We start from the raw sequence: 12,069 nt of genomic DNA, 5'->3' as shown, positions 1-12,069 counted from the left end.
GTCCCGGAGAAAGGTGCACGAGTGCCCCGCCGCAGAATCGGCTTCTGGTACCGCCTGGCGGCGGTCATCGCCAAACCCCCACTGGTGGTTCTGTTCAAGCGGGACTGGCGCGGGACGGAACACATTCCGGCCGACGGCGGATTCATCACCGCGGTCAACCACAACTCGTACCTGGACCCGCTGTCGTACGCGCACTACCAGTACAACACCGGCCGGGTGCCCCGTTTCCTCGCCAAGGCGGGCCTCTTCAAGGGCTTCGTCGGCACCATGCTGACCGGCACCGGACAGATCCCGGTCTACCGCGAGACCACCAACGCCCTGGACGCCTTCCGGGCCGCCGTCGACGCCATCGGGCGCGGCGAGTGCGTCGCCTTCTACCCCGAGGGCACCCTCACCCGCGACCCCGACATGTGGCCGATGGCCGGCAAGACCGGCGCCGCCCGCGTCGCGCTGCTCACCAGGGCGCCGGTCGTCCCGGTCGCCCAGTGGGGCGCCAACCTCGCGATGCCGCCGTACGCCAAGGAGAACAAGTTCCGGCTCTGGCCGCGCAAGACCCTGATCGTGCAGGCCGGTCCGCCGGTCGATCTCTCCCGCTTCTACGACCTGGAGCCCACGCCCGAGGTGCTGCGCGAGGCGACCGAGGAGATCATGGCGGCGATCACCCGCATCCTGGAGGAGGTCCGGGGCGAGAAGGCCCCGGCCGAGCCGTACGACCACCGCAAGGCCCGGCAGGAACAGCGGCGCAGGGCCGCGGAGGAAGGCAAGAAGTGACCAAGGCAGCCGTCTTCGGCAATGGATCCTGGGGCACCGCCTTCGCCATGGTGCTCGCCGACGCGGGATGCGAGGTGCGCCTCTGGGGCCGCCGCGCCGCACTCGCCGAGACCATCAACGCCACCGGGGTGAACCCCGACTACCTGCCGGGGGTCGAACTCCCCAAGGGCATCACGGCCACCGCCGACCCGGCCGAGGCCGCCCACGGCGCCGACTTCACCGTCCTCGTGGTGCCCTCCCAGACGCTGCGCGAGAACCTGGCCGCCTGGAAGCCGCTGCTCGCCCCGGACACCGTCCTCGTCTCCCTGATGAAGGGCGTCGAACTCGGCACCGCCGAGCGGATGAGCGAGGTCATCCAGGAGGTCGCCGACGTCCCCGCCGAGCGCGTGGCCGTCCTCACCGGCCCCAACCTGGCCAAGGAGATCGCCGCCCGGCAGCCCGCCGCCGCCGTCGTCGCCTGCGTCGACGAGACGGTCGCCCAGCGCTTCCAGGCCGCCTGCATGACCCCGTACTTCCGCCCGTACACCAACACCGACGTCGTCGGCTGCGAGCTCGGCGGAGCGGTCAAGAACGTCATCGGGCTCGCCGTCGGCATCGCCAACGGCATGGGCCTCGGCGACAACTCCAAGGCCACCCTCATCACCCGAGGGCTCGCCGAGACCACCCGCCTCGGTCTCGCGATGGGCGCCGACCCGCTCACCTTCTCCGGCCTCGCGGGCCTCGGCGACCTGGTCGCCACCTGCTCCTCGCCGCTCTCCCGCAACAACACCTTCGGCACCAACCTGGGCCGCGGGATGACGCTGGAGGAGACCATCGCGGCCACCAAGCAGACCGCCGAGGGCGTCAAGTCCTGCGAGTCCGTGCTCGATCTGGCCCGCCGGCACGGCGTCGACATGCCCATCACCGAGACCGTCGTCTCCATCGTCCACGACGGCAAGCCGCCGATCGTGGCCCTCAAGGAGCTGATGTCCCGCAGCGCGAAGGCGGAACGGCGCTAGCCCGGTCTTGACCCGTACGCGCGCGGCGGCGAGCGGGGCGCTCAGCAGTTCGGACGTCGCAAGGTACCCTCAACGCGATATGAGCGAGAACACCCAGAGCCCCCGCAAGCCGCGCGTGGCCGTCGTCTTCGGCGGACGCAGCTCCGAGCATGCCATCTCCGTCGTCACCGCGGGCGCCGTCCTGAGCGCCATCGACCGGGACAAGTACGACGTGCTGCCGATCGGCATCACCACCGACGGGCGCTGGGCGCTGACCGCCGACGCCCCGGAGCGGATGGCCATCGCCGACCGCAGCCTGCCGAGCGTGACCGAGCTCGCCGAGTCCGAGACCGGCGGCGTGGTCCTCTCCGTCGACCCGGCCAGCCGCGAGGTCGTCCTCCAGGAGCCCGGCTCCGTCCCGAAGGCCCTCGGCGAGGTCGACGTCGTCTTCCCGATGCTGCACGGCCCGTACGGCGAGGACGGCACCCTCCAGGGCCTCCTGGAGCTCTCCGGCGTCCCGTACGTCGGCGCGGGCGTGCTCGCCTCCGCCGTCGGCCAGGACAAGGAGTACATGAAGCGGGTCTTCGTCTCCTTCGGCCTGCCGGTCGGCCCGTACGTGGTCGTCCGCCCGCGCGAGTGGGAGCAGAACCCGGCCGCCGCCCGGAAGAAGATCGTGGAGTTCGCCGCCGACCACGGCTGGCCGCTCTTCGTGAAGCCCGCCCGCGGCGGCTCCTCCATGGGCATCACCAAGGTGGACGACCTCTCCGGCCTCGACGAGGCCGTCGAGGAGGCCCGCCGGCACGACCCGAAGATCATCGTCGAGTCGCTGATCCGAGGCCGCGAGATCGAGTGCGGCGTCCTGGAGTTCGAGGACGGCCCGCGCGCCAGCGTGCCCGCGGAGATCCCGCCGGTCACCGACCACGACTTCTACGACTTCGAGGCCAAGTACATCGACTCGGCCTCCGGCATCGTGCCCGCGCCCATCGGCGACGAGGCCACCGCCGAGATCCAGCGCCTGGCGGTCGCCGCCTACGAGGCGGTCTCCTGCGAGGGCCTGGTGCGCGCCGACTTCTTCCTCACCGAGGACGGCGGCTTCGTCATCAACGAGATCAACACGATGCCCGGCTTCACGCCCATCTCCATGTACCCGCGCATGTGGCAGGAGAGCGGTGTGAGCTACCCGGAGCTCGTCGACCGGCTCATCCAGGCGGCCCTGAACCGCTCCACGGGCCTGCGCTAGAGGCTGGCGGGAACGGCCTTCTTCACGGGGGCGGCGAGATCCACGAGCGGGCCGACGTCATGCGCGTACCGCTCGTCCAGCGTCACCTCGACGTACGCCTTGCGGTACGTCGTGGTGAAGCGGGGTCCGCCGTCCGCCTGCCGCTCGAAGAGCCAGTTCACGCCGTTCACGTCGATCCCGTGCGCCTGGGGATCGCTCATCTTTTCGGGCCGGGGGACCCCGCAGCGCAGTACGATCGCCGCATCCCCCCACGCGGCGGTCAGCTCGGAGTCCGGCTCGGTGCCGGAGCGCTCCAGACCCGCCACGGTGCCGGGCAGCTCCTTCGCGAGCGACCGGCAGACGGCGGCCTCGGCCGCCGGCGGACTGGGAACCGGGACCGACGCCTTCGCGTCCGGAGTGGAACAGCCCGCGACGGCCAGCAGCAGCAAGGCCGCGGCGGCGGAAGCGGGCAGGCCGAAGGGCCGGTGGGAAGACGTCACCGGCCTAGGGTAGACGGGGGCTAGATATGCACGACCGGGCAGGTGAGGGTGCGCGTGATGCCTTCCACTTGCTGGACCTTGGCGACCACCATGCGGCCCAGCGCGTCCACGGTGTCGGCCTCCGCCCGCACGATCACGTCGTACGGACCGGTCACGTCCTCCGCCTGGATCACCCCCGGGATCTTGGCGATGGTCTCGGCGACGGTCGACGCCTTGCCCACCTCGGTCTGAATAAGGATGTACGCCTGTACCACGGAACCTCCAGGGCGGCCACGAGGATCTTGTGGGAGAAAGAGACGCCACGGTACCGCGTCGCCTCGCGCCGCGGGGAGACCTGCGCGCCCCGAGGCGCTCGCAGTGTGGCGCACGCACGTAAGAAGTTGACGGTCTACTTGACGGTATCCGGCACGGTGACGGCCCGCGACCCGCAGCGCGAGAAGCGGCGGATCGGCATGGCGGCCGGCACGACGACACGAGGTGGGACGCGGTGAAGGGCACAGTCGGAGAACTGGGCGAGTTCGGGCTGATCAAGGAGCTCACCTCCCGGCTCACCGCCACCCCGGCGGTACGGATCGGACCCGGCGACGACGCCGCGGTCGTCTCCGCGCCCGACCGGCGGGTGGTGGCCAGCACGGACATCCTGCTCGAAGGACGTCACTTCCGCCGCGACTGGTCGACGGCCTACGACGTCGGCCGCAAGGCCGCGGCCCAGAACCTCGCCGACATCGCGGCCATGGGCGCCGTCCCCACCGCGCTCCTGCTCGGCCTGGTCGTCCCCGCCGAGCTCCCGGTCACCTGGCCCACCGAGATGATGGACGGCCTGCGCGACGAGTGCCAGGTCGCGGGCGCGGCCGTGGTCGGCGGCGACGTGGTCCGGGGCGACACGATCATGATCTCCATCACGGCCCTCGGCGACCTGCGCAACCAGGACCCGGTGACCCGGGGCGGCGCCCAGCCCGGCGACGTCGTCGCCTACACCGGCTGGCTCGGCTGGTCCGCCGCCGGTTACGCGGTGCTCTCCCGCGGCTTCCGCTCCCCGCGCGCCTTCGTCGAGGCCCACCGGCGCCCCGAGCCCCCGTACCACGCGGGCCCCGCGGCGGCCGGGCTCGGCGCCACCGCCATGTGCGACGTCAGCGACGGCCTGATCGCCGACCTCGGGCACATCGCCGAGGCCAGCAAGGTCCGCATCGACCTGCGCTCCGGCCTCATCGACATTCCCACCCAGATGAACGACATCGGCCAGGCGGTCGGGGTGGACCCGATCCAGTGGGTGCTCACCGGGGGAGAGGACCACGCCATCGTGGCCACCTTCCCGCCGGACGTGAAGCTGCCGGCCCGCTGGAAGGTGATCGGCGAGGTCCTGAACCCCTCGGCGCTGCCCCAGGTGACCGTCGACGGGGCGCCCTGGCACAGCAAGGGCGGCTGGGACCACTTCGGAGAGACCGAGTGACCTCCCGGCCCCCGCTGGTGCTGACCGTCGCCGGATCGGACTCCGGCGGCGGCGCGGGCATCCAGGCCGACCTGAAGACGATGCTCGCGCACGGCGTGCACGGCATGAGCGTGATCACCGCCGTCACCGCCCAGAACTCGCGCGGCGTCCTGGGCGCCTGGGAGCTGCCCGAGGAGGCCGTACGGGCCCAGTTCCGGGCCGTGGTGGACGACATCGGGGTCCAGGCGGTGAAGACCGGCATGCTCGCCTCCGCCACGCTCGTGGAGACGGTGGCCGAGCTGCTCGCCCCGGTCGGCGTCCCCGTGGTCGTCGACCCGGTCGGCGTCTCCAAGCACGGCGACCCGCTGCTCGCCGCCTCCGCGCTCGACTCGGTCCGCGCGAAGCTGCTGCCGGTCGCCACCGTCGCCACCCCCAACCTGGACGAAGTGGCGCAGCTCACGGGCGTCGTGGTCGAGGACGAGGCCGGGATGCGGCGGGCGGCCGACGCGATCCTGGCGTACGGGCCGCGCTGGGCGCTGATCAAGGGCGGGCACCTGCCCTCCGGCGAGGCGGCCGTGGACCTGCTCACCGACGGCTCCGAGGAGCACTGGCTGCGCGCCCCGCGGCACGACAACCGGCACACCCACGGCACGGGCTGCACGCTCGCCTCGGCCGTGGCGTCGGGGCTCGCGAAGGGCCTGCCGGTGCCGGAGGCGGTACGGGAGGCCAAGGCGTACGTGACGGGGGCCATCGCCGCCGGATTCCCGCTGGGCGAGGGCATCGGCCCGGTCGACCACGGCTGGCGCTTCCGGGCCTAGGTCCTGTCTCCGGGCGTTTCCGGGCGTTTCCGGGCAAGGCAAAAGGCCGGTTCACCGAGGTGAACCGGCCTTTCAAGGCAACCGCAGGGGCTGCGCTACGACGTAGCGTCGCGGGAAGACCCCCGCTGACGCGGGGAGCATCCTTTAGCGCGAGACCTTGCCGGCCTTGATGCACGAGGTGCAGACATTGAGGCGCTTCGGCGTCCGACCGACCACGGCACGCACGCGCTGGATGTTCGGGTTCCAGCGACGGGACGTACGGCGGTGCGAGTGCGAAATGTTGTTGCCGAAGCCCGGCCCCTTGCCGCAGACGTCGCAGTTGGCAGCCACGGGTCACTCCAAAGACTTCAGATTTACAGTGAAACCGGCGCACCGGAATCAGGGATCTGAAGTGGCTTGCCGGGGAATGGCCCGACGTGTGCCGGGCAACCGAAGCAGCATACAACGACTGCTTCGGTGGAACGAAACTACCACGGTCTCCGCCGCCCCCGCCCCGGGCCCGGGGTGATCACGGGTCTACCCTGCGGTGACACCGACCGCAGCGCACAGGAGGACCACCCGTTGCCGCGAGCCCCGCAGACCCTCGACGCCGAAGCGGTCCGATCCTGGTGCGCGGGGGCGGTGGCGGCGCTCGGCACGGAGCGCGAGGAGATCGACGTCATCAACGTCTATCCCGTCGCGGACGGCGACACCGGCACGAACCTCTACCTGACCGCCGAATCGGCCGCGAAGGCCGTCGACGAGGCCTTCGCCACAGGGGCCCCCGACGCCGCCGAGGCCGTACGGGCCATGGCGCACGGCGCGCTGCTCGGCGCCCGCGGCAACTCCGGCACGATCCTGTCCCAGCTGCTGCGCGGCATGGCCGCCGTGCTGGCCGAAGGGACCGACGGCGACCACCTCGCCCGCGCGCTCGCCGAGGCCGCCGACGCGGCACGGCGGGCCGTGGCCCACCCCGTCGAGGGCACCGTCCTCACCGTCGCCCGCGCCGCCGCCGAGGCCTGCGCGGGGGGCGGGGAGCTCGTGACGGTGGCCACGAAGGCGTACGAGGGGGCCAGGAGCGCCCTGGAGCGCACCCCCGGCCAACTGGACGTACTGCGCCGCGCGGGCGTCGTGGACGCCGGAGGACGCGGTCTGGTGGCCGTGCTCGGCGCGCTCGTCGAGAGCCTCACCGGCGAGCCGCAGGCCCCGCCCGCGGCCGCCGCGCACCGGCCGGTCCTCGACCCGGGCTGCGACGGCGAGGGCGGCCCCGGCTACGAGGTGATCTACCTCCTGGAGGCCGGTGACCAGGCCGTGGAGCGGCTGCGGACCCGCCTCGACGCCCTGGGGGAGTCCCTGGTCGTCGTCGGCGGCGACGGGCTGTGGAACGTGCACGTCCACGTCGACGACGCGGGCGCGGCCGTCGAGGCGGGCGTGGAGGCGGGACGCCCGTACCGCATCCGGATCACGCACTTCGAGGGCGCGGCGGCGCGGGCCGGCGAGCCCGCCCAGCGGGCCGTGGTCGCCGTGCTGCCCGGCGAGGGCCTGGCCGGGCTCTGCGCCGAGGCCGGGGCGACCACCCTGCTCGCCCTGCCCGGCGAGCCGCCGTCCGGGACGGAGCTCGCGGAGGCGATCCGGCGGGCGCACGCCCGCGAGGTCGTGCTGCTGCCCAACGACACCGAGCTGCGGCAGGCCGCGGCCGCCGCCGCCGAACAGGCCCGCGCCGAAGGGATCCGCGTCGCGCTCATCCCCACCCGCGCCGCGGTCCAGGGCCTCGCCGCCCTCGCCGTCCACGAGCCGGACCGGCGCTTCGACGAGGACGTCGTCGCCATGACCGCGGCGGCGGGCGCGACCCGCTACGCCGAACTCGCCGTCGCCGAACGCCAGTCGTTCACGTCGGCGGGCGTCTGCCAGGCCGGTGACGTCCTCGGCCTCATCGAGGGCGATGTCGCCGTCATCGGCCAGGACCTCACCGCCACGGCCCGCACCGTCCTGGACCGGATGCTCTCCGCCGGCGGCGAGCTCGTCACCCTCATCGTCGCCGCCGACACCCCGCCGGACCTGGCCCGCACCCTGGAACGGCACGTACGGGCCAGGTACCTGGCGGTGGACACGACGACGTACGAGGCGGGGGCGGGGGCCCCGGCGCTGCTGATCGGGGTGGAGTAGGCCCCGGCCCCGTCAGCCGCTCGGCGGCGTGTCCTCCGCCCTCGCCAGGAGCGACGTCGCCTCCGCGTGGAGCTCCGGGGAGTCCGCCGAGAGCACCGCCCGGGCCAGCGTCGCCGCCGCCCCGGGGTCGCCCAGGTCCAGGTGGATCCAGCCGACCAGCAGGTCCGCCGACAGACGGGCGTCCGTCCGGCCCGCCTCGGCGTACCCGGCCGAGGCGCGCTCGGCGAAGGAGAGCACCTCGGACAGGTCGGGATCCGGTGCGCGGGCGAGGAGTTCGGCGGTCTGCCGGAAGGTGTCCGCCAGCTGCTCCGGGTCCCCGTCGCAGGCCTCCGCCGCCGTCGCCATCAGCGCCCGCCCCCGGGCGTCCGGGCCCGCGATCCAGGCCCGCACCCGCAGCGTGCGGACGTACGCCGGGACGTCCCCCAGGGACTGCCACAGCTCGCCCGCCCGCTCGTACGCGGCCGTCGCCTGCTCGTTCAGGTCGGCCCGCCACAGCGCCTGCGCCGCCAGGTTCGCCAGCATCGCGTGGTCCCGCTGGTCCTCCCACTTCGCCGCCAGCTCTGCCGCCCTGAGCCACTGTTCGGCCGCCGACCGGGGCTCCGCCACGGCCGCCAGGCAGTCGCCGAGCCACCACAGCGTCTGGACGACCGTCCCGTCGCCGTGCTCCTCGACCGAGAGATCCGGCAGCACCGCCTCCAGGATCGCCGCCGCCTCCTCGCACCGGCCCTCGCGCAGCAGCCAGCCGCCGAGCAGATGGCGGGCGTACGCCCCGAGGCCGCGGCTCTCGCCCGCCTCGTCCGCCCAGTGCGCGGCCTCAAGCGCCTGCTCGGCCGCCTCGCCGGACCGGCCCGCCTCGCCGAGGACCTCCGCGAGCCCGAGCCGCAGCCGGGCCTGCCCTGCGGGACCCGCGTACCCGGCGCCGTGCGCCAGGGCCGCCCGGGCCGCCCGCTCGGCCGTCGCGAGGTCGCCGGTGTGCCGGGCAAGACGCGCGAGCCGGGCCTCGGGCTCCACCGCGTACCAGGGCAGCCCGGCCTCGTGGCACAGCTCCGCCGCCCGCTCGTACCGCTCGGCGGCCCGCCCGGGGTCCCCGTCCCGCGCCGCCGCGTCGCCGAGCAGCCACTCGGCCTCGGCGATGCGGTCGTCGACGTCCGGGGCCCCCGCGAACGCCAGGACCTCCTCGGCCGCCTCCGCCGTGCCCAGCACCCGGGCCCGCAGCAGCAGCGCCCCCGACAGCTGGCGTGCCGTCGCGCCGCCCGCCGCGTGGAGCGCGCGCAGCTCGGCGACCGGCTCCGTGAAGCCCTCGGGCCCGCCGAGCGCGTAGGCGCCCCTGGCCCGCGCCGCCCACGCCTCACCGGCCGCGCCGGCCGCCGCGTACCGCTCGGCCGCCGACCCGAACAGGGCCGCCGCCTCCGCCGGGTCCGCCGCCGAGGACATCGCGCGGTGGTCGGTCAGCTCGGCCGAGGCCAGGCCGTCGAGCTCCACCGCGCCCGCCTCCGCCGCCCGCGCCAGCGCCGCCCACGCCGCGTCCGCCTCCGGACGCCGCTCCGCGGTCAGCCGCCGCGCCTCGGCCAGCGGATCGCGCGGGGCGGGGGCCGGGACGGGGGTCGGGACCGGGGCCGTCTCGGGTACGGACAGGACGGCAGCCCGGACGCCAAGGGGCAGGCGATCCACCAGCGGCTCCGTCGCCATCCGGCGCCGCGCCAGGAGGCTCACCCGGTCCGAGCCGTTGCGCGCGTCGAAGCGCGCGGCCAGCTCCTCGGCCCGCTCCCGCGCGTGCCGGGCGAGCTCGGCCGCCGTCCACTCCGGCGCCGGGTCCTTCGCCGTGTCCGAGGGGCCCGGCACCCGCTGTCCGCCGAGCCCGAGCGCCACCAGGCGGTCCATCAGCAGCGCCGTCGCGGTCAGGAAGTCCAGCTCGCTGTCCGGGTCGCCGTGGTCCGTGAGATACGCCGGACGCTCCGCCAGCAGCTCCAGGGCGCGCGCCTCGTTGCCGGTCAGCGCGCAGAACTCGATGTGCTGCGCCATCGCGCCGCGCATGCTCTCCATCGGGCGGACCAGCCGGTGGCCGCGCAGATGGTTCGCCCGCGCCTGCTCCGTCCGGCCCAGCCGCAGCAGCGGAAGGAGCGAGGAGGCGAGCACCGCGTGCGGCTCGTGGGCGCAGGAGTGCTCGCCCTCCAGGACCGGCGCCCAGGCCGCGAGCGCGGCCTCGTCGTCGCCGAGTTCGGCCTGCCACAGACCCTGCCCGTGCAGCTCACAGGCGTGGCAGTCGGCCATGTCGTCGCGCTCGGCCGCCAGCCACGCCGTGTAGGCGCGGGCCGCCCGGTCCAGGTCGCCGATGTGCCGCGCGACCCGGAACTCGCCCTGCCGCACCGCCCGTTCGGAGTGCCCGGCGAGCCGGTAGCGGTGCTCCATCTCGCCCAGCCACTTCTCGATCGAGGCGAGCGGGATGTGCGGCTGGTCGAGCATGCCGCTGGAGACCCACTTGAACACCCAGTGCAGGGTGTGCGTCTCGTACGCGTCGAAGTCGCCCGGGTCCTTGTCCCACATCCGCAGCAGCCGCGAGAAGGGCACGAACATCTTCGCCTTCTCGGAGCTGTAGTTGTAGACCTGCAACTGGTGGCCGAGCGCCTCGATCACCGCGAGCGGCTCGCCGATCCGCTCCGCCTCCGTGAGCAGCCGCTCCGCGCGGGCGTTGCGCGCCGGGCCCTCGGGCTGCGCGTGGTTGTCCCGCATGGCCTCCCGCAGGGCCTGGAACTCCGGGCTCGTCATGCCTCGGACCCCCCGTCGGCGCCGTACCCGGTGCCCCATTCGAGGAGGCCGAGGAAGGTGCGGTTGAGGAGGGCGTTGTCGGCGGGGCGCAGGGGGCGTTGGGCCATGAGGAGGGCCTGCCCGTAGAGCGCTTCGACGGCGGTGGCGGTGAGCTTGGGGTCGTCGAGGGCGGCGATGCGGCGGACGAGCGGGCTCTGATGGTTGAGGACGAGGCGGGCGCGGGGCGCCGAGCCGCGCAGGGAGCCGAGGATCCCGGCCCACAGGTCGTCCGCCTGCTCCTCGGCCTCGGCCCGCGCCTGCTCGTGCCGGGCCGACCGGTCGTCCAGGTGCAGCGCGGGCACGGTCACCGGATGGAAGGAGCGCAGCGACACGTCGCAGCCCAGGGCGTCCAGGGTCGCCCGGGCCACCGAGAGGAACCCGGTCAGGGCGAGCTCCCGGGCCGGGTCGACCGCGTCGAGATGCGCCGTGACGGTGTCGGCGTCCAGCTCCGCCACCACCGTCCCCGGCCGCACCTCCGGCAGCCGCTCCACCAGCTCCGCGTCGTACGTGTATCCGCCGTTGACGACGCCGATGCCCTGGGCGGCGGCGATGGCCGCGACCTGGCGGAACTCCTCGACGGTGCGGGTGAAGTGGACGACCGGGTGGCGGCGGGCGAAGGCGTCCAGGGAGAGCTGTCCGTCGGTGGTCTCGAACGGCAGCCACGGCAGCATCGCGGCCAGGATCCCGTCGTCGTGCCGCGCCAGCGACTTCACCCCCAGATGGTGCACGGACAGGAACTGGCCGAGCCGTTCCGGCGATCCGACGGCCAGCCCGGTGAGCCAGTCGCGGATCGCGTCGCCGAGCGCGTCCCGCACACCCGCCAGGGCCTCGTCCTCGTAGAGAGATTCGCGGGAGGCGGTGGGGCGCAGGGTGTCGGTGTCCAGGACGCAGCGGACGAAGAAAGCCCAGTCCGGGAGCAGCCCGTCGGCCTTCTCCGTCAGGAGCATCCCCTTGAGGTGGACCCGGTGCCCGGCCCGCTGCGCGGGACTCACCGCCGACGGCAGTACGTACGCCACGCCCCGGATGCCCGCCAGCGGCAGGTCCAGGTCGATCGAGTCCAGTGGCGCGAACCCGAACAGGCTCTGGCAGTGCGCCGCCAGCGCCGCCCGGCGCGCCGCCGGACTCGGGTACGCGCGCTCCCACGGGGCCGGCAGGTCGGTGACCGGCTGGTCGCCGACGTGGATGGTGTGGGGGAGGAGGGAGCCGTAGTGGCGGGCCAGGGTGAGGACGCGGTCGTGGGTGAGCCAGTCGGTGGTGCCGGGGCGGGCGGTGAGGTGGACGGTGGTGCCGGGTTCGGGGTGGGCGGCCTCGTCGAGGGTGGTGACGGTGTAGGAGCCGTCGTCGTGGGCGCGCCATTCGACGGGGGGTGCGTCGGGGGTGCGGGCGGAGCGGGAGACGACGCGGA

General features: G+C 74.1%; 11 protein-coding genes. 6 read left to right on the top strand and 5 right to left on the bottom strand.

Annotated elements, in window-relative coordinates; all coding sequences use genetic code 11:
• The first annotated feature begins 21 nt into the window (after positions 1-21).
• The 3 genes from ABTZ54_RS34675 (at position 22) to ABTZ54_RS34665 (ending at position 2,988) form a co-directional block, all read left to right on the top strand.
• A complete protein-coding gene (locus ABTZ54_RS34675) occupies positions 22-771 on the top strand; it encodes a lysophospholipid acyltransferase family protein (RefSeq protein WP_351671617.1) in 750 nt (249 codons plus the stop codon).
• Positions 768-1,769, top strand: coding sequence for an NAD(P)H-dependent glycerol-3-phosphate dehydrogenase (locus ABTZ54_RS34670; protein ID WP_351671614.1), 1,002 nt, complete (start codon positions 768-770; stop codon positions 1,767-1,769). Before ABTZ54_RS34675 ends, ABTZ54_RS34670 begins: the two co-directional genes overlap by 4 nt.
• 79 nt (positions 1,770-1,848) lie before the next feature.
• Positions 1,849-2,988 carry a D-alanine--D-alanine ligase family protein gene (locus tag ABTZ54_RS34665; RefSeq protein ID WP_351671612.1) on the top strand — a complete coding sequence of 380 codons (1,140 nt, stop codon included), beginning with the start codon at positions 1,849-1,851 and terminating at the stop codon, positions 2,986-2,988.
• Here ABTZ54_RS34665 and ABTZ54_RS34660 read toward each other — a convergent pair.
• Together ABTZ54_RS34660 and ABTZ54_RS34655 are read right to left on the bottom strand one after the other, a co-directional pair.
• Entirely contained in the window at positions 2,985-3,467 is a 483-nt protein-coding gene (locus ABTZ54_RS34660; RefSeq protein WP_351671609.1) for a DUF3515 domain-containing protein, read from the bottom strand. The genes ABTZ54_RS34665 and ABTZ54_RS34660 overlap by 4 nt on opposite strands.
• Positions 3,468-3,487: 20 nt before the next feature.
• Positions 3,488-3,721 carry an Lrp/AsnC family transcriptional regulator gene (locus ABTZ54_RS34655; RefSeq protein ID WP_046905450.1) on the bottom strand — a complete coding sequence of 78 codons (234 nt, stop codon included), beginning with the start codon at positions 3,719-3,721 and terminating at the stop codon, positions 3,488-3,490.
• Between the two features lie 233 nt (positions 3,722-3,954).
• Between ABTZ54_RS34655 and ABTZ54_RS34650 the strand changes: the two genes are divergently transcribed.
• Together ABTZ54_RS34650 and thiD are read left to right on the top strand one after the other, a co-directional pair.
• Positions 3,955-4,917: a thiamine-phosphate kinase gene (locus ABTZ54_RS34650; protein ID WP_351671605.1), complete on the top strand. Its 963-nt coding sequence runs from the start codon at positions 3,955-3,957 to the stop codon at positions 4,915-4,917.
• Positions 4,914-5,714 carry a bifunctional hydroxymethylpyrimidine kinase/phosphomethylpyrimidine kinase gene (gene thiD / locus ABTZ54_RS34645; protein ID WP_351671602.1) on the top strand — a complete coding sequence of 267 codons (801 nt, stop codon included), beginning with the start codon at positions 4,914-4,916 and terminating at the stop codon, positions 5,712-5,714. Before ABTZ54_RS34650 ends, thiD begins: the two co-directional genes overlap by 4 nt.
• A 144-nt stretch (positions 5,715-5,858) precedes the next feature.
• On the opposite strand, the gene rpmB is transcribed toward thiD, so the two are convergent.
• Positions 5,859-6,044 carry a 50S ribosomal protein L28 gene (rpmB, locus tag ABTZ54_RS34640; protein WP_003957616.1) on the bottom strand — a complete coding sequence of 62 codons (186 nt, stop codon included), beginning with the start codon at positions 6,042-6,044 and terminating at the stop codon, positions 5,859-5,861.
• Between the two features lie 231 nt (positions 6,045-6,275).
• Here rpmB and ABTZ54_RS34635 point away from each other — a divergent pair, with 231 nt between their 5' ends.
• Complete coding sequence (locus ABTZ54_RS34635) at positions 6,276-7,859, top strand: DAK2 domain-containing protein (RefSeq protein ID WP_351671599.1); 1,584 nt, start codon at positions 6,276-6,278, stop codon at positions 7,857-7,859.
• A gap of 12 nt (positions 7,860-7,871) precedes the next feature.
• Here ABTZ54_RS34635 and ABTZ54_RS34630 read toward each other — a convergent pair whose 3' ends face one another.
• Both ABTZ54_RS34630 and ABTZ54_RS34625 read right to left on the bottom strand, forming a co-directional pair.
• Positions 7,872-10,625, bottom strand: coding sequence for a tetratricopeptide repeat protein (locus ABTZ54_RS34630; protein WP_351671596.1), 2,754 nt, complete (start codon positions 10,623-10,625; stop codon positions 7,872-7,874).
• Positions 10,622-12,069, bottom strand: a 1,448-nt coding sequence (locus tag ABTZ54_RS34625; protein WP_351671593.1) for an HSP90 family protein, incomplete at its 5' end; no start/stop codon positions are given. The genes ABTZ54_RS34625 and ABTZ54_RS34630, both read right to left, overlap by 4 nt.

This window comes from Streptomyces sp. NPDC094032 (genome assembly GCF_040303965.1).
Taxonomy (GTDB): Bacteria; Actinomycetota; Actinomycetes; order Streptomycetales; family Streptomycetaceae; genus Streptomyces.
The sequence above is the reverse complement of the archived record's forward strand: the minus strand, read 5'-3'. Positions and strand labels throughout refer to the sequence as shown.